At 41.1% G+C, this 18,150-nt stretch carries 16 protein-coding genes; 12 read left to right on the forward strand and 4 right to left on the reverse strand.

What is annotated here, in order from left to right; genetic code table 11:
• Window positions 1–164: 164 nt before the first annotated feature.
• Window positions 165–1,064, reverse strand: coding sequence for a LysR family transcriptional regulator (locus tag SJPD1_RS04130; protein WP_096046089.1), 900 nt, complete (start codon window positions 1,062–1,064; stop codon window positions 165–167).
• 182 nt (window positions 1,065–1,246) lie between these two features.
• Between SJPD1_RS04130 and sdhA the strand changes: the two genes are divergently transcribed.
• The 12 genes from sdhA (at window position 1,247) to SJPD1_RS04190 (ending at window position 14,888) form a co-directional block, all read left to right on the forward strand.
• Window positions 1,247–3,097 (forward strand): 8-methylmenaquinol:fumarate reductase flavoprotein subunit, encoded by a 1,851-nt coding sequence (sdhA, locus tag SJPD1_RS04135; protein ID WP_096046090.1) that lies wholly within the window; start codon window positions 1,247–1,249, stop codon window positions 3,095–3,097.
• Window positions 3,097–4,056, forward strand: a complete 960-nt coding sequence (locus SJPD1_RS04140; RefSeq protein ID WP_096046091.1) for a succinate dehydrogenase/fumarate reductase iron-sulfur subunit — start codon at window positions 3,097–3,099, stop codon at window positions 4,054–4,056. The genes sdhA and SJPD1_RS04140 overlap by 1 nt, the downstream gene beginning before the upstream one ends.
• 3 nt (window positions 4,057–4,059) lie before the next feature.
• Complete coding sequence (gene sdhE, locus SJPD1_RS04145) at window positions 4,060–4,914, forward strand: 8-methylmenaquinol:fumarate reductase membrane anchor subunit (RefSeq protein WP_096046092.1); 855 nt, start codon at window positions 4,060–4,062, stop codon at window positions 4,912–4,914.
• 145 nt (window positions 4,915–5,059) lie between these two features.
• On the forward strand, window positions 5,060–5,860 hold the full coding sequence (locus tag SJPD1_RS04150) for a substrate-binding domain-containing protein (RefSeq protein ID WP_096046093.1): 801 nt from the start codon (window positions 5,060–5,062) through the stop codon (window positions 5,858–5,860).
• A gap of 175 nt (window positions 5,861–6,035) precedes the next feature.
• Complete coding sequence (locus SJPD1_RS04155; protein ID WP_096046094.1) at window positions 6,036–6,674, forward strand: Crp/Fnr family transcriptional regulator; 639 nt, start codon at window positions 6,036–6,038, stop codon at window positions 6,672–6,674.
• A 224-nt stretch (window positions 6,675–6,898) separates the two neighbouring features.
• The gene (gene nrfH, locus SJPD1_RS04160) at window positions 6,899–7,432 is read left to right on the forward strand and encodes a cytochrome c nitrite reductase small subunit (RefSeq protein WP_096046095.1); all 534 of its coding nucleotides are present in this window, start codon (window positions 6,899–6,901) and stop codon (window positions 7,430–7,432) included.
• Window positions 7,433–7,443: 11 nt separating this feature from the next.
• Window positions 7,444–8,976 carry an ammonia-forming cytochrome c nitrite reductase gene (gene nrfA / locus SJPD1_RS04165; protein ID WP_096046096.1) on the forward strand — a complete coding sequence of 511 codons (1,533 nt, stop codon included), beginning with the start codon at window positions 7,444–7,446 and terminating at the stop codon, window positions 8,974–8,976.
• Window positions 8,977–9,077: 101 nt separating this feature from the next.
• Window positions 9,078–11,459, forward strand: coding sequence for a cytochrome c biogenesis protein CcsA (gene ccsA, locus SJPD1_RS04170; RefSeq protein ID WP_096046097.1), 2,382 nt, complete (start codon window positions 9,078–9,080; stop codon window positions 11,457–11,459).
• A gap of 87 nt (window positions 11,460–11,546) precedes the next feature.
• Window positions 11,547–12,197: a hypothetical protein gene (locus SJPD1_RS04175; RefSeq protein WP_096046098.1), complete on the forward strand. Its 651-nt coding sequence runs from the start codon at window positions 11,547–11,549 to the stop codon at window positions 12,195–12,197.
• A 20-nt stretch (window positions 12,198–12,217) separates the two neighbouring features.
• Window positions 12,218–12,880 (forward strand): Crp/Fnr family transcriptional regulator, encoded by a 663-nt coding sequence (locus SJPD1_RS04180; protein WP_096046099.1) that lies wholly within the window; start codon window positions 12,218–12,220, stop codon window positions 12,878–12,880.
• A 6-nt stretch (window positions 12,881–12,886) separates the two neighbouring features.
• A complete protein-coding gene (locus SJPD1_RS04185) occupies window positions 12,887–14,266 on the forward strand; it encodes a type IV pili methyl-accepting chemotaxis transducer N-terminal domain-containing protein (protein ID WP_096046100.1) in 1,380 nt (459 codons plus the stop codon).
• Between the two features lie 55 nt (window positions 14,267–14,321).
• A complete protein-coding gene (locus tag SJPD1_RS04190) occupies window positions 14,322–14,888 on the forward strand; it encodes an RBBP9/YdeN family alpha/beta hydrolase (protein WP_096046101.1) in 567 nt (188 codons plus the stop codon).
• A 7-nt stretch (window positions 14,889–14,895) separates the two neighbouring features.
• On the opposite strand, the gene SJPD1_RS04195 is transcribed toward SJPD1_RS04190, so the two are convergent.
• Genes SJPD1_RS04195 through SJPD1_RS04205 form a run of 3 tightly spaced genes read right to left on the reverse strand, consistent with a single transcriptional unit; the run spans window position 14,896 to window position 17,968 of the window.
• Window positions 14,896–15,525: a LysE family translocator gene (locus tag SJPD1_RS04195; protein WP_096046102.1), complete on the reverse strand. Its 630-nt coding sequence runs from the start codon at window positions 15,523–15,525 to the stop codon at window positions 14,896–14,898.
• 44 nt (window positions 15,526–15,569) lie between these two features.
• On the reverse strand, window positions 15,570–16,895 hold the full coding sequence (locus tag SJPD1_RS04200) for a TIGR04283 family arsenosugar biosynthesis glycosyltransferase (RefSeq protein WP_096046103.1): 1,326 nt from the start codon (window positions 16,893–16,895) through the stop codon (window positions 15,570–15,572).
• Window positions 16,877–17,968, reverse strand: a complete 1,092-nt coding sequence (locus tag SJPD1_RS04205; protein WP_168171314.1) for a phosphotransferase — start codon at window positions 17,966–17,968, stop codon at window positions 16,877–16,879. Before SJPD1_RS04205 ends, SJPD1_RS04200 begins: the two co-directional genes overlap by 19 nt.
• Between the last annotated feature and the right edge of the window lie 182 nt (window positions 17,969–18,150).

Consider the following 18,150-nt stretch of genomic DNA (forward strand, 5'->3'; position numbering starts at 1 on the left):
TTTGTTTCAATACAAGGATTAATGCATGAATTGAACTTAGAATGTTTTATATCCTGACCCGCTTCAGGGAACACTTAAAATTTACAAGATTAACCATGAATAAAGGTCAGTAGATTTGTCTTTAACAGTTTTATTCCCGTAGGGAGATGCTGACTGATAGTAATTTACAAACTTTTGGCTATTAATAAAAATTCCTGTGCAATTTTTGATAAGCGTTTGTCTTTTTTATACGCTAACACAACGGTACGTGAAAGCAAGGGTTCTTCTATACTAAAGAGCATAATTTTGTTTTCTTTATCTTCTTTAATAAATTGCGGCAATGTAAAACAAGCTCCAATGCCAGAAGCTACGATGGAATTGGCAATATCAAATGTTTCTGTTTCACAAAAAATATTTGGTTCAAAACCCGCTTTTTTAAAAATATTATCAAAAATAGGCCTGCTTCGTTGCGTGTCTTTTGGCAAGATAAATTTTTCATTTTTGAGTTCACTTAATGCAAGCGTGGGGTATCCCTTGACTCTTTTTTTGACTTTTTGAGCGAGAGGGTGCGTTATAGGCAAAGCAAGTAATGCTTGTTCTTCTTTGATCACTTTATAACTGAGCTCATCCGAATGTAGCGGTAAAATAAGTGTTGCGATATCTACATCCCCATCCAAAAGCATTTTTTCTAAATTTAGAGTAGAAAAGACTTGGGAGACCCGAATATCTGCCTTGGGAAATTTTTTATAAAATTTAGACAAGGCATCTGGAATAAAATGATATCCCGTCTGTGAAAACCCAAGCCGTAACTTTCCATTTTCAAAGCCAGTGACATCGCACATTTGTATGTTTAAATCATGATACAGCTCGATGATTGCGTTTGCTTTAGAGAGATAAATTTCACCCGCATGCGTTAGGCTAATCGGTGTTGTGCTTCGATCGAATAGGGGTACCCCAATCTGTTTTTCTAAGATATTAATACTTTGACTTAAAGAGGGTTGAGCAATTTTGAGCTTATTCGCTGCTTTTGTAAAGCTTTTTAATTTTGCCACCATTACAACACATTCAATTTGCTTTAAACTCATTCTAAACTCCTATTTTATGGTACTAAACAGCATTTTTATTCATAACAAAATACCTATGAGAATATATATAAAATGTACTTTGACTTATGAATAAAAGTGTATTAATATTTTGCTGTCATTAAATTTAAAATGTATTTAAAAAATATAATTTTAAATTTATAAAACTATTGAGAGGAAATTTTATGACTGAACAGTTTACCCGCAGAGAATTTCTGCAATCAGCCTGTATTACGATGGGCGCATTGGCAGTAAGTACAACGGGTGTTGAGAAGGCTTTTGCTGCAACTTCTGCTTCAACACCTAATGCTTCAGGAATGCCAAGTTGTGATGTTTTGATTATTGGTTCTGGTGCCGCAGGTCTTAGAGCGGCTGTTGCTGCGCGTAAAAAGAACCCAAATCTTAGTGTCGTCGTTGTCAGTAAAGTGATGCCAACACGTAGTGCCACAACGATGGCTGAAGGTGGCATTAATGGGGTCATTGATTTTAGTGATGGAGACTCTTTTGAATCACATGCTAAAGATACCGTCAAAGGTGGCGATTACCTTGTGGATCAAGATACGGCAATGAAATTTGCGACTTACGCGGGAGCTGCTATTCATGAACTTGATTACATTGGTATGCCTTTTTCACGTGATAGCAAGGGACATGTTGCGAAGCGTTTTGCGGGTGGTGCCGCTAAAAAGCGTTGTAATTATGCTGCCGATAAAACGGGACACATTTTAACGCACACCTGTTTGGACGATGCGTTAAAACATGGCGTTAAGTTTTTAATGGATCATCACATGCTAGACCTTAGCATTGAAAATGGTCACTGTGAAGGTGTTGTTCTTCGTAACATTCGTACGGGTGATATTGCTCCTGTCCGTGCAAAATCAGTTGTGCTAGCAACGGGAGGTTATACCCGTGTGTTTTGGAACAGAACATCAACCCCTTACATTGCCACCGGTGATGGTGCCGCAGCAGCTTTACGTGCAGGCTTAATCTTTAAAGATCCAGAGATGCTCCAATTTCACCCCACAGGTGTCTGCCACGGTGGTACACTGATTACCGAAGCGGCACGTGGTGAAGGCGGTATCTTACTTAATAGCCTTGGCGAGCGTTTTATGAAACGTTATGTTCCAAACAAGATGGAACTAGCCCCTCGTGATATTGTTTCTCGTTCTATTGAGAATGAAATTCGTGAAGGTCGCGGTTTTGGTCATGATATGGAAGCCTACGTTCTTCTCGACGTAACGCATTTGGGTCGTGAAAAAATCATGAGAGACTTACCTCAAATTCGCCATATTGGTCTTTTATTTGAGAACATGGACTTGATTGAAAAACCGATTGCCATTCGTCCGACAGCGCACTACTCCATGGGCGGTATTCACGTTGAGAGTCTTGATACCATGGCAACACCGGCTCCGGGTCTTTTTGCGGCAGGTGAGGCAGCGTGTGTCTCCATTCACGGTGCAAACCGTTTGGGCGGTAACTCTTTGTGTGATGCAACGGTTACTGGAAAAATTGCAGGTGATAATGCTGCTGAGTATGCTGCAAAAGCAGACTTTGGTGCAGGAAAACGTCTGAATGATTTAACCCTAAAATGGATCAGCCACTTTAAAGAAATTACAGGCTCAAATAAAGGTAATGTCAACGATATGTATGCACTTCGTGAAGAACTCGGTGCTGCAAACTGGTACAACATGGGAATTTTTCGTACTGAAGCAAAAATGCTCGCCCTTGCTGACAAGCATACAGAATTGCAAGCGCGTTACGATGCCCTTCGCATCCCAAACGCAAACCCAATATGCAATACGGCATTTACAGAGTATGTTGAACTTGGTAACTTATTACTCGCATCTCGCGCAGCGCTCATGGGTGCTACTGCGCGTAAAGAATCACGTGGTTCACACTTCAGAGAAGATTATTTGAAGCGCGACGATGAGAATTTCCTTAAACACTCAATGGTCACAATGGATGAGAGCGGTAAAATGCACTTAGCATGGAAAGATGTTGTGGTCGGTCAGTTCAAAATTGAAGAGAGGAAATACTAATGAAATTTATCATTGATCGCTTTGATGGCAAAAAAAATTATCAACAAACGTATACGGTTGAGAAAAAGGATATTGAAGCATTAACCTTGCTTGGTACTTTGCTTTTTATTAAACAACATCTTGATCTTACACTCAATTTCACAGCATCCTGTCGTATGGCCATTTGTGGTGCGTGTGGTGTGCGTGTCAATGGGCACTCCTACCTTGGTTGCGACACTAAAATGACAGAGCTTTTTGAAGAGTACAAAGATGCTGACATGTTCCAGATTTCTCCACTCGCAAACTATACCGTTCTTTCTGATCTTGTCGTAGATTGGGAGCCTGCGATCGAGAATTTACGGAAAATAAAACCGGGTCTTGTCGCTAAAGATAAATTCTCAGAAAAAGAGGGTTGTGTTCAAAATCAAGAAGAGTACGATCGTATTGTCAAACAATGGGATTGTATTTTATGTGGCGTGTGTGCTTCTGAGTGTAATAAACTTACCGCAGATCGCTCTGATTATATGGAACCATTCGTCTTTACGCAAGCATGGCGTCTTGCTAATGATTCACGTAGTAAAGATCCAATGACGAATGTAAAACCAGCCGTAGCGAATGGTCTATGGAATTGTGTTCATTGCCATGAGTGCACGAATCGTTGTCCTAAACATATTAGTGCTGCGGAGGACATTGCAGGCTTACGTGCATTAGCATTAAGAAAAGGTCTTAACAGTGGTGTTGGTCCAGCGCATGCTAAATCGTTCTATACAGATTTAGTGGAAGATTCAGGACGACTCAATGAAATCCGACTTGCGCTTAGAACAGAAGGTGTCAGTACAGCACTTCGCGCAGGAACCGCTATTACACTTATGCGTGCAGGTAAAATGAATCCACTCGAAATTTTTGGTGGTCATGAGATTGAAGGTCATAAAGAGTTAGTAAAAATGATTGAAGCAGCGCATGCTGCAAACAAGGAGTAACGTATGCAAAATGAATTTGCTTTTTTCCCCGGATGCGTGCTTACTCAAGCCGCTATCGAAGCTAAAATGTCCATTGAGGCAATCGCCCCTATATTAGGTATTAAACTGAAAGAGATTAAGGGATGGAGTTGTTGTGGTGCTTCTCAAGCGCAAGATGTGGATCCATTGGCAACTCTAGTTGCTAATGCAAGAAATCTAGCGTTGGCTGAGCAGATGAAATTACCCGTTTTAACAACATGTAGTACCTGTCTGCTGATGTTGCGTCGTGCAAAAGCACAGCTTGATGGTGGCGAAAAAGAGCGTATCAATACGTTCCTTGCCAAAGGCAATATGAACTATCAAGGTACGAGTGAAGTGACCAGTCTTCTTTGGGTATTGGCGCAAAATACAGAGCTAATCAAGTCTAAAGTAAAAAAACCTCTCACGGGTCTTAAAGTCGCCGTTTTTTATGGTTGTCACAGTGTGAGACCTGCAAAAGATTTAGGTTTTGAAAGCTCCGTCAATCCAACCAGCTTTGAAACGGTTGTGAAAGCATTAGGCGCAGAGGTAGTACCTTTTGAAAAACGTTTGGATTGTTGTGGATTCCATGCGGTTTATCCAGCAGAGAAGTCTGCAATGAAAATGACCAGTGGCATTGTGAACAGTGCTGCTAAAAGTCAAGCAGACTGTGTGGTCACACCATGTCCATTGTGTCAAATGCAATTAGATATCTATCAAGAGGATGCACAAGATACAACGAAGTCAAAAGCACGTGTTCCAGTCCTTCACCTTTCACAATTAGTAGGTCTAGCGCTGGGTGTTCCTGCTAAACAATTGGGGCTTGATTATAATGTTATTAATACGAGTAAATTAGGATAAGGTTGTTGGTTTCGCCGAGTGATAAGCCTTGTTTGTGTCATTCGGTGAAATCTCATTTGCATTTCTAGGTATGTTGAAAATCGTTTTGACGATCTTCTTTTTTCATGTCTTGAAAATACTACACTAATCTTAGGAGTATACAGCTATGTTAAAGTTCTTTTCTAAAATTACGTCAGTTACATTTATAACTCTTTTATTGGCATTGGGAGTGCAGGCGGCAACCATTGAAGTGATCAGCTCGGGTGCTTTTTATGCAACGATGAATGAATTAAAACCTATCTTTGAAGAAAAAACGGGGCATACAATTCACCTCTCTTCTGGTTCATCGATGGGGGCTTCCGAGACGTCTATCCCCAATCGTCTGAAGCGAGGCGAAACTTTCGATCTTATCATCCTTGCAAGTAACCAGTTGGATAAAATGATTGCCGATGATTTTGCCGTCAAAGGAAGCAGGGTAGATCTCATTCACTCCTCAATCGGTATGATGGTTAAAAAGGGTCAACCAAAGCCAGATATTAGTACCCAAGCAAAATTTGACAAGGTTCTATTAGAGGCAAAATCCATTGGATACTCTGCAAGTGCGAGTGGAACACATCTGAGTGAAAACATCTTTCCTCATTTTGGAGAGAGTGTCAAAGCTAAATCGAAGCTGATTGTGGGTGATCGTGTTGCCACATGGGTTGGACGTGGTGATCTGGAAATCGGTTTTCAACAAGTGAGTGAAATCGTTCCTTTTACAGGAGAAAATGGCAGTGTTGATTTGGTGGGTCCTATCCCCGCTCCTTATCAAAAAGTGACTATCTTCTCCATCGGTGTTGCAAAAGGAAGTAAAGAGCCAGCAGCAGCGCAAGAGCTCGTTAAATTTCTTACCGCTAAGGAAAATTTTCCTCGTTTGATAGCGCAAGGTCTTATCCCAGCAGCGGTCGCACACGATACTGCCAAATAAGTATTTCTCTCTATGAAAGAGGTAGGTGGGTCTTTATCATTGACTAAAGACCCTCTTTTATTCTCATCAGCGTGTAATTGACATGTCGTATGCAAATAAAATATTTTCACTTTAAAGAAAGTTCTAATCATGCTTAAGTTACGATAGCCTAACTTTTAATTTAAGGCTTTGTATTATGAATAGAATACGAAATATTGCAATTTTCTCAAAACTGAATGATGCACAACTTGAAAAGCTCAAAAAGATTTCGCTTATCAAGAAATTCAAAGCCAAAGAGATTTTATTCTACGAAGGCGATGCCCCTATCTATCTGTATGTCCTGCTTCAAGGCACACTGAAAGTTTACAAAACCAACCACAAAGGTCAGCAGATCTTTTTGCATCAGTTTTATCCCGGTGGTTTGGTAGCAGAACTAGCTAATTTTGAAAATATCCCGTACCCAGCAACGGCGGAGTTTATGAGTGACAGCGAAGTGTTACGCATCGACTATAAGGCGTTGGAGCATGACTTTTTTAAAAATCCTGATATTTCCTTTGAAATTATCAAATCCCTCATTGCTAAGCATAAAATCCTCATTGATGTTATTCAAAAAGAGGTTATTTTAACCGCCGATGCCAAAGTGGCGAAGTTTATTTTGGAAAATGGCGAACTCTTTAAAACGCTCAAAAATACCCAAGTAGCTTCCATTTTGAACCTGACTCCCGAGACACTTTCCCGCACCCTTTCTAAATTCAAAACCTCAGGGCTTATCGAGCTTGATGAGCAGCATCACATTCACGTTCTTAAACCTCAAAAACTGGAGGAAGTCCTTTAAGTTGTTAGACACTCACTTGACATAAGTCAAGGTTTTTTTTCGCCTTTCTTTATACAATACCCGAAAGCTTTCAATAGATTATTTTATTAAAGATATATTAATAAAAATAGGAGGTTGCGAGTCTTGGTTCGAAGTTGGCGTTGTTCCTTTACATGTAAAAGAACACAGAACATTAGATTTCTTATGCGAAGTTGGTTTCGTAAGGCGTCTATGAAGGAGGAAATGTGAAAAGTAGTAATTTCCTAAAGTACACGGCACTCTTGGTTTTTGCCATTGCCATTGGCTTTTTTGCCTATATGGTGAATGCATCCAAAGCGCTGTCGTATCTCTCCCATGATCCCAAAGCCTGTATCAACTGTCACGTCATGAATACACAATATGCAACATGGCAACACAGTTCACATGCGAGGGATGTTGGGTGTATCGATTGTCACTTACCACGGGATAATATGGTCAATAAGTACATTGCAAAAGCACGTGATGGGTATAACCACAGTGTTGCTTTTACGTTCAATACGTACAAAAACGCCATTAAAATCAGTGATGATGGAGCGAAGAGAGTTCAGGAGAATTGTATTTCGTGTCATGCGAGTTTAACCTCACAAATGGTTAAAAATGCCGATGCAAATCATAATTATGACGATCCAAGTGTAGCAACGGGCAGACGTTGTTGGGAGTGTCATAAAGGTGTACCACACGGTAAAGTCAGAGGTTTGACGACTACGCCAAATAATCTTGGCGTTAAAGAAGTTCAGTAAAAGGAGAAATAATGATGAAGTTTAAAGTGTTACTTGTTGGCTCATTGGTCGCTATCGGCGCAATGGCATTATTGGCTGGCAACATAACTGAAAAAGAGAAACAACGCGTCGAATTGGCTAAAGCTCCAAGCGAAGCAGGCATCGAAGGTAAAGCAAAAAGTGAAGAGTGGGCAAAATACTATCCAAGAGAGTTTGATTCTTGGAAGAAAACCAAAGAGCAAGACACTCTCAAAGACATGCTCGATAAAAAACCTTATCTTGTTGTTGCGTGGGCTGGGTATCCTTTTTCCAAAGATTATAACGCTCCACGTGGCCATTATTATGCCATTCAAGATAATGTCAATTCCCTTCGAACGGGCGCTCCAACGGATGCCAAAACAGGTCCTTTGCCAACGGCATGTTGGACATGTAAATCACCTGATGTTCCTCGTTTGATCGAAGAAGACGGTGAACTTGAGTTTTTTACAGGTAAATGGGCAAAATACGGTGCACAAGTGGTTAATCCAATTGGCTGTGCAACCTGCCACGATGACAAAACAGCGCAGTTAAGCGTTCGTGTTCCTCATCTTAATCGTGGCTTGCAAGCAGCTGGACTTAAAACATTCGAAGAGTCTACGCACCAAGAGAAACGCTCTTTGGTTTGTGCTCAATGTCACGTAGAGTACTACTTCAAAAAGACAGAGTGGAAAGATGCACAAGGAGCTGATAAAACAGCCATGGTTGTCACCCTTCCTTATGGCAAAGGTTTAACCGTAGAAGCAATGGAAAAATACTATGATGAGATCAATTTCTCTGACTGGGTACATGGCATTTCTAAAACACCTATGATTAAAGCACAACATCCTGACTGGGAACTTTGGAGAACAGGAATTCATGGACAAAAAGGTGTTTCATGTGCAGATTGTCACATGCCTTATACCCAAGAAGGTTCTGTCAAATATTCTGATCACAACATTGGAAATCCTCTTAAAAATATGGATAAAAGTTGTATGAACTGCCATAGAGAGAGTGAAGATAAACTCAAAGGTATCGTACAACAAAAAATGGAGCGAAAAGATTTCATGATGGATATTGCTTTTGATAATATTGCAAAAGCGCATCTTGAAACAGGCAAAGCGATGGAAGTAGGCGCAAGTGATGATGAGCTTAAAGAGATTCGTACACTCATCCGCCATGCTCAATGGAGAGGTGATATGGCAATTGCAGGTCATGGTGCATTCTTCCATGCTCCTGAAGAGGTTTTACGACTTTTGGGATCTGCGAATGAACAAGCCCAACAAGCACGTCTAAAATTGGTGAGTGTTCTTGCCAAACATGGTGTGATGGACTATATGGCACCTGATTTTGATACCAAAGAAAAAGCACAAAAAATCGCAAAAGTCAATCTTCAAGCTGAAATTGATGCGAAGTTGAAATTTAAAGAAACACTTGAGAAAGAGTGGAAAAAAGAGGCTGCTGCAAAAGGCAGATTGGCTCCAAATTCCGTTGCTCTTGACCCTGCGGTTGATGTGAAATCGTCTTACTTCGACAAAACGAAGAAGTAACTTCTAAACAAGAGAGAGACCTATCTCTCTCTTGCCTTGTGATATACTAAAACTTCCAATGGCACTTTTAGTGTGTCACACACTCATTTCCAAGGACAAACGTGTTGCTCAAAGTTTTTGGCTCTTATAAAACGACATTGTTTTTACTTTTCATTTTAGCCGTAGGTGCCGCGGTAGCAACCTTTGTTGAAAATGATTTTGGCACAGCTGTAGCGCGTCATTATGTTTATAATGCCATTTGGTACGAAGCATTTTTAACTCTAGGCGCGCTCAACCTTGCTATCGTACTTTACCGCTCCAAAATGATTTTACATGTAAGCCGCTTTACCTTTCATGCTGCGTTTATTCTCATCCTCATCGGTGCAGGACTGACCCATTTTTTAGGTGTGGATGGCGTGATGAAAATCCGCGAAGGCGCAAGCTCCAACGTCATCTTCTCCAATGCGAATAATGCAGAAATCACCCTTCCTTTTGCCCTGCATCTCAACCATTTTGAGCTAGAGCGCTACTACGGCAGTCGCTCTCCTTCGGCATATACGAGTGATGTTCAAGTACGTGATGGTAACACAAGTTTGGATGCCAAGATATTTATGAACCATACGCTCACTTACAAAGGGTACAAATTTTTTCAAACCTTTTATGATCCCGATGAAAAAGGCACGATTCTCTCCGTCACCAAAGACCCAGGTGTTGAGGTGACGTATGTGGGGTATGCGCTCCTTTTTTTAGGGTTGATCTTTAATCTTTTAGATCCCAAATCACGTTTTCGCAAACTCATTGCCGAAGTTAAGAGCAGTTCACTTCTTGTGCTGCTTGCTTTGGTGGTGCAAACACCTTTATGGTGTGAGAGTGACTATGTTCAAAACTATCTGAGTGAGCATCAGGCTAAAAGCAAAGAGGTCAGTGACGCATTTGGCAAACTGGTCGTGCAGTCGCGCATGGGGCGCATGAAGCCGTTTGATACGCTCTCCCAAGAGGTGTTGTATAAACTCAGTGGTAAAAATAGTTTGTACGATATGGATGCCATGCAAATTGCCCTTGGCATGCTTTCCCATCCAACGCTGTGGAAAAACCTTCCGATGATTCAGACCAAAACGCCGAAACTTCGAGCATTTATTGGCATTCCAAACGATCAAAAACTCGCTTCCTTTAATGACTTTTTTAACGGACACCGCTACAAATTAGAGGCTGAACTTCAAAAAGCAATGGCGATGAAACCCAGCCAGCGTGGCACATTTGAGAACGATCTCATTAAAGTCGATGAGCGCCTCAGCATCGCGTTTATGCTTTATCAAGGCGTTCTGTTTAAAATCTTTCCTCTGCCCAATGATGTGAACCACACATGGCTTGCCTTTGAGCAGATATTTGCGCAATTAAAGGGTGATGAAGCCGAAAAATTGCAAGAGAGTTCCACCGCATTTATCGAGGCACTGTTTGAGCGAGATTATGACAAAGCGCTTTTACATGTAAAGACATTTTCACAGTTTCAAAGCCACTATGGCGCTGATATTATGCCTTCATCCACGCACATTAAAATGGAGATACTCTTTAACAAACTGATGATTTTTGAGCGTTTAACCTTGGCGTATGTACTCTTAGGTTTACTGCTTTTAGGCGTCGCATTTGGGCGAGTTTTTGCTCCCAAAACCTTTACATGTAAACTGAATCGTCCGCTCTTTTTCATCGTCGCAACGCTGTTTGTCGTGCATACGTGTGGGCTCGCTCTGCGCTGGTATGTGAGCGGTCATGCGCCTTTGAGCGATACCTACGAGTCTATTGTTTATATTGCGTGGTCGTGTCTGCTTTTTTGCATGCTCTTTATGCGCACTTCGCTTTTTGCACTCTCTGGCTCGGTGATGATGGCGGGCATTTTTATGTTTGTCGCACACCTAGGGCACATTGACCCAGAGATCACCAATCTTGTGCCCGTTTTAAAATCGTTTTGGCTTAGCGTACATGTCTCCATCATCACCGCCAGTTACGGCTTTTTAGCACTGGGGTGTGCGTTGGGTTTTTTCACGCTGATTCTCTTTACATGTAAACGCTCCAGCCAAACCGTTGCGACCATCAAACACCTGACGTCCATCAATGAAATCACTCTGATTTTGGGCTTGAGCCTTCTGGTCATTGGTAACTTTTTAGGCGGCATTTGGGCGAATGAATCGTGGGGACGGTATTGGGGTTGGGACCCTAAGGAGACGTGGGCGTACATTTCTATTTTAGTCTATACGATCATTTTACATGTAAGACTGATTCCCAAATTTTATTCGCACTATCTCTTTGCTGTATTTTCGCTTCTAGGCTTTGCGTCGATCTTGATGACATACTTTGGCGTGAACTTTTACCTTGCAGGCATGCACTCCTACGCTACGGGCGATCCTGTGCCGATTCCGCTTTGGGTTTATGTGTGTAGTGGCGTGGTCGCAGGTTTGATTATACTGTCGTATAAGAATAGACTTCTTTTGAAGTCTTCTGATGCGTAGCATCAAGCTTTAGTGCCTTAGTGGCTAACGTAGCTTTGAAAGCTTTGCTTGAAAAGCGTTGTAAAATAAAAATTTAAAGGAAGAAAAATGAATAAAATTAAATTACTAGCATTTTCACTTGCGCTCATCGGTAACCTTTCCGCAGGTGATATCTATGAAGGAACGGTAGTCGATACGGTCGATGGCGGTGGTTACACATACTTGCAGATTGACGATACCAAGAAAAAATACTGGGTTGCCGTTGAGGGAACGAAGGTTGAAAAAGGAACTGAGGTTCGTTTTACCGAGGAATTACGTGCTAAAAACTTTGAGAGTAAATCCTTAAACCGTACCTTTGATGAGGTTGTCTTTGCTTCGAACCTTCAGTACCGCACTAAAGTACCAGAAGCCGGCAATCTTGCGCTTATTAGCGAGCAAGTCAAAGAGTCTCCTTACAAACAAAAGGATACAATGAGTGTTAAAGAGGCATGGGAAAAACGTGCAAGCCTCAAAGACAAAACGATTAGCATTCGTGGCAAGGTTGTCAAAGCTTCACAGAACATCATTTCACGTAACTGGATTCATATTCAAGATGGTACGGGTGAGGGAAGTGAAGTAGGACGCATCGTCTTTACATCAAAAGAACTCCCAAAAGTGGGAGATATTGTAACTGCTACGGGTGTTGTTACGGTTGATAAGGACTTTGGTTCGGGATATTTTTATAAAATTATTGTTGAAAATGCTACATTTACTAAATAAATTATTGTAAAGAGAGTTCAATGGCAAATGATTCTTTATCACTTATTGCTTCATTGCCACTGTTCGATGCGTTAGAACAAGAAGACATCGAGAAGATCGCCTCCTTTTGCAGTGTACGTCATCACAAAGCAGGTGACGTACTTTTTTATGAGAGAGACACCAAAGATGCAATCTATTACATTATCAACGGTTCGGTTAAATTTTACAAGGTCGATCGATTTGAGAATGAAATCTTTCTCTACAAACTCTACTCCAACTCCCTCATTTTCAATGTCTCCAAGCTGATCGACAGCTTTTTTATCAGCTGTTATGCCAATGCGGAATTTTTGGAAGACAGTATGGTGCTTTCCATCCAGAGCGAGCCTTTTCGTACGATGATTTATGCCAATCACCGCTTGATGACAAAGATTTTGGAAGAGTCGTTTAAGATGATTCAGCAGATGCAGTGTATCATTAGCCGTGATGTTGTGTTTGATGGAACGGCAAAAGTGGCGCATATGCTTGTTAATGAGCTTGAGACGTTTAATCGCCTAAAAAAACATGAAATTGCCTATATGCTACACATTCAACCCGAGACACTTTCACGTATTTTAAACAAACTCACCCGTAATGGAACGATTGAAATCGAAAAAAACAGTGTGGTGATCTTGAATATTCAAGAATTAAAAGAGATTTATGAGTAGGACATTATGATTAAGCCAACAACCATTAGCACCAAAATGAAATTAGCAGGTGGACTGCTCTCTTTCGTGATTATTTTCATCATCTCACTCACTGTGATGATGAATCAGATGAGCAAAAAAGACTCGTATATCATCAACATTGCAGGTAAGCAGCGCATGCTTTCGCAAAAAATTAGCAAAGAGACTTTTTTCATCGTACATCGCCATACCAATGACTTTCGAGAGCTAAACACGGCTGTCAACTTGTTTGAGAGCAGTCTTAAAGACCTTTTGTATGGAAATGATACCAAAGGCATTTATGCTCCACAAAATGAACGCATCCAAGCCAAACTGGAAGAGGTGATGAGCTTGTGGATTCCCTTTCGCTTGGAAGTAGAAGCGCTTAAAACAGGCATCGAAGATGTACGTCCCGATATGGAAGTGCTCACGCCGCGCATCGAAAAACTCCTCATCCTTTCCGATAACGTTGTTCAGCACATGGTCGTAGCCAATCTCAGTAATATTCACATTGATCTCTCAGGTCGCCAGAGAATGCTCTCACAACGCATGGGACTTTACGTCAATCGTTATTTGAGGACAGCAAATGCCCAAGATTTACTGGTCTATGCCGATGCTAAGGCACTGTATAACAAAACGATAAAGAGCTTTTTAGATGATCCTGCGGTCAAAAATGTTCCGACTGTCTATGCGATTGTGAAAGAAAATAACGCCTATTGGGAAGAGTACAGTGTTTATTTAGACCATCTTATTGCTGTAGAGAGTGAGATTAACAAGCACATGGCGTTTGTGTATGAAAAAAATGTTCAACTGCTCAATGCCATGGATGATGCTGTTTGGCTCTATACCAATCACAGTGAAGCGAAGAACGATATGTTCCTCAAATTTCAGTACATTGCACTTCTTATTGGGCTCATTATTATCGTCTATGCGTTTGTGATGACCAAAGAGGTTATCGAGCATTTAGATGGGTTTGTGCAAAAAGCCAAAGAGTTGGCACATGGCGATATTAATAGCTTTACTGGACACAATGTTACGCTCTCTGCCAACGGTGAAGATGAGCTAAAAGAAGCTTCTTCGCATATTTCACTCTTTGTTCAAAAAGTCAATCTTGCGATGAAAGATTCCGAAGATGCTCTCAAAAAAGCAGAAAATGCAGTCTCTCAACTTCAACAGCTTGCTGAAGATGTGGAAGATGTCATCGAAGATATGGGGATTGATGAACATGATAAAAAAACATTTGACAAAAATGTTAATGCCACGGAAGACATCGCTATTCAGTCCGCAGAAAATCTTATCCATGTCAATCGCATGTTGCAAAAGCTTAAAAAAAGCCTCAATGCGATGGTCGATAGCGGCAATCAAGTAGACGAAAAAAAGGACGTGTAACAATTTATTTAAACTCTTAATGTATCATATTTAAAAGATTGCACAAGAGGCTTGAATGAAAAAAATTTACATTATTCATGGTTATTTTGCTTCACCAACGGATCATTGGTTTCCATGGTTTGTCGAAAAAGTTCATGCCGATTATGGCATAGAAGTTGAAGTGTTACGTATGCCAACACCCGATACTCCTGACATGGATGAATGGCTGGAAAAACTTCACGATAAAATCGGCATGCCGAGCAACGAGACGTTTATCATCGCGCACAGTTTAGGCTGTATCACCCTTTTGCATTACCTAGATACGCTTCAAGAGAATTTTGCCCTTGGCGGTATGATCTTAGTCTCTCCTTTTGATAAACCGCTCGAAGTTTTTCCCAATCTTAATTCGTTTGTTGATATTACGCTGAATTTTTCCAAGCTCTCCCGCAGTGTCGCTCAAAAGTATGTCATCTTTTCCGACAACGATATGTACGTGCCGCCCTTTATAAGCAAGACTATAGGCGTTAAACTTGACAGCGCCCTTCTTGAAATCCCTCGCGGCGGTCACTTTTTGGGCATTGAAGGGTTTGAAACATTTCCTGAACTGTATGAAATTTTTAAAACAATGCTGGCAAAAAGATAACTTGAGTTCAAAGTTCTTCGTGTAAAAGTTTGATACCAAGCGCTAAAAAAAGCGCACCAATACTTCTATTGAACCAAAGTGCAAAGGTATGATGCGCTTGTAATTTTGAGATAAAGACCATCGACAACCACGCGACAATGATATTCCAGACTGTGCCATTGATGTCAAATAAAATACCTAAAAACAGCATACTCAATGCCTTGTTATTGGATGCAATATCTACAAATTGCGGTAAAAATGCAAGGAAAAAAAGTGCTACTTTGGGGTTGAGCATATTGGTAAGAAAGCCTTGCCAAAAGATATTTTTTAAGGTTTGATGACCGGTTTTTGTTTTTACATGTAAAGGGGTTTGCGTTGAGCGTAATATCGTGATACCAATGTAAATCAAATAAGCGGCACCGATGCTTTTAATAATGCTAAATGCCATTGCCGAGGTTGCGAGCAAAGCTGAAAGTCCAATCGTTGTTGCGAAGATATGCACCAGACATCCCGTACCAATACCAAGGGCTGCAAAAAATCCCGCACGAAATCCTTGCGTACTGGAACGTCCGACAATATACAGCGTATCAACGCCTGGTGTCATATTTAAAAGCAAGCCTGAAAGGATGAAAAGCCAAAGATCATGCGTCCCTAACATGGATTATCTCCTGTCCATAAAACTATCAGTAAATTATACTCAATTTATTTTTGGTGTGTTTTATAGCGTTTAACCAAATGTTTTGGTGAAACACCACACCAGTATAAAAAGCTTAAAACACGGTTGCGAAGGGTGGTGTAAACGATGCCTTCTTTCTGCCATCTTCTGGATGACGTTAAGACTTTGGATTTTAAAAGGGCGATCTTTTCACCTTGTTTTTGAATGCGTTTCATCATCTCCACATCTTCCATGAGCGGAATTTCTGCGTAGCCACCGAGGTTTCTAAAAAAAGAAGTTTTAAAAAATTGGGCTTGGTCGCCGTAAGGGATTTGAGAAAAAGAGGTGCGAAGATTTGCCATGGTTTCGATGAAACGAAGGACAACGTTGGCATCATCAATCCCCAGTGAAAAAGCGCCCGCTTTGTTTACATGTAAAGATTCTTGGATGAGCGTGTCCCATGCGTTTGGAAGCAGAGTATCGGCATGTAAAAAAAGCACAATGTCTCCCCGTGCTTTGCGTGCGCCTTCATTCATCTGGGAGGCTCTTCCTTTTGGGGCAAAGACGATGTGAACATCTTGTAAGGCTAAATGCTCCACCGTTGTTTTTTCCTGTGTGTCGACCACGATAATTTCGTAGTTTTTATTTTGTGCCATCTCTCTCAAATGTGCTAGGGTTTTCAGCAGTGTTTCGTCTTCATGGTATACGGGGATGATGACACTGATGTGGGGCAATGTGCCTAAAATACGCTGTGCGAAGTGTGTCAGAGGTGTCGTAAACGCTTTACATGTAAAAACACGCAGGTCATCCAATGTGTCGATGTCAGAAAGCATCGCCCCTTTGGCAACGCGAAGATGTGCCATCTTTGAAAGCGTTTTAGCATAGACATCGTTTTGGCTGTAGGTAATGCCTTTAAACGCCTCTTGGCAAAAGGTGTCAGCATGAAAACCAATGAGATAATACCCGCCATCTAGCGTAGGAGAGAGTAGGGCATCGTTGGAAGAAAGTAAGTCAAACGCTTCTTTTAAAAGGAGTTCATCCACTTCGGGAATATCCGAACCCACTAAAATAGCGCGTTCATATCCTTGTGCAAATACTGTTTCAAAGGCATTTTTCATGCGCTCACCCAAGTCCTTGCCGCTTTGATACAAGAGAGGTTTATGTTCCACATAAGCAGGTAAAGACATACGTGCTTCATCATCATACGCCACGATAACATCGACATCGTGTGGTAGCGTTATGCTGAGCAGTTGTTCACACATTAAGCGGTAAAGTATGGTAGCGTTTTCATCGCCAATATGCTCAGCAAGGCGTGTTTTTACTCGACCAACAAGGGGCGCTTTCATAAAAAGAATTAGTGCGTTTTGGCGCATAAATGCCGCTCCACAATAGCGATAAATTCTTCCACACTCTTTACATGTAAAAAGTGTTCAACCAGCTCTATGCTCAGGTTTTCACACAGCGCATAGGCTTTTGTTTTGGCTTTTTTAGAACGAATTGCTTCAAGAGGTTTAGCTTTGGCAGGGACGACCAAACGGCGCGAAAGCTCTGCTCCACAAAAGCCGACACTCTGCTTTAAAATGTGTTCAGGTACGCCACCCACTTTTTTTTCAAAGGATCTCCACAAGGCGGAAATGATGGGTTTGAATTGGAGAGGTTTTTTCTCAAAAAGGGTGTAGATTTCTCCCAAAAGGATGTGCGCTAAAAGTGTTCCCACATCAAAGCCCAAAGGACCAAATAAAGAGAATTCTGCATCGATGATGGCGAGGTTTTCATGCTTTGTCATGATAGAACCTGTGTGCAAATCACCATGAAGTAAACACTCTTTTTCCGTTTGAAAGAGGTTTAAAAGAAGGTCAATATTTTGCAGAAAAAGGGCACTTTTGGGTTTAGGGCAAAAGTAAGAAGGCAAGACTAAAGCAGGGTGATTGGCAATATAAGGGAAGATGAAAATATACTCTTCGCTGATGCGTTTAAGGGTGGTATTTTCATAGTAATTGGCATCTTGTTTTGGTGGTGTTTTAGCGTAGAGCGTTGCCAAAAATGAGCCCAGTTTCGTGTAAATGGAGAGCGGAATAAACTGATCTAACTGTGCGCTTTGCAAGAGTTTATATCCTACAAGGTCTTCCATCGCAAAGCAAAATGCCGCTTCATCACAATGGTAAAGGTTCGGAATGAAGGATGGTGCGATAGTTTTAAAGTAAGAGAGCGTGTGCATTTCCACACAGATACGCTCTTGGGGTAAGGGAAAATCTTCACCAAGCAGCCTAAGATAGGGCGCTGCGTATTTGAGTATGAGTGTTTTTCCCTTTTCATCGTAGAGGCGAAAGATAAAATTTAAGTTACCGTCTCCAATTTCACTGACATGCAAAGGAGCGTGGTTGAAAAATGTGTTTAAAGCCGTTGTTTTCTTGACATAGTCGATCACCTCGTTTTCGGTTTGCATGTCCAAAATCCTCCCATGTAAAAGCGCCATTATAGCAAAAACAGTCAACAAACATTGACCGTGTTAACCTTTTTCTAAGTCGTAACAGTTTATCATGTCGGATAACTCATGTAATGGCTTAAGGTTTAAGCGTACATCAAAAGTGACATGAAACTGCTCTTTTTGATACTTCCCAAAATCCT

Source organism: Sulfurospirillum diekertiae (genome assembly GCF_002309535.1).
Classification (GTDB): Bacteria; Campylobacterota; Campylobacteria; order Campylobacterales; family Sulfurospirillaceae; genus Sulfurospirillum; species Sulfurospirillum diekertiae.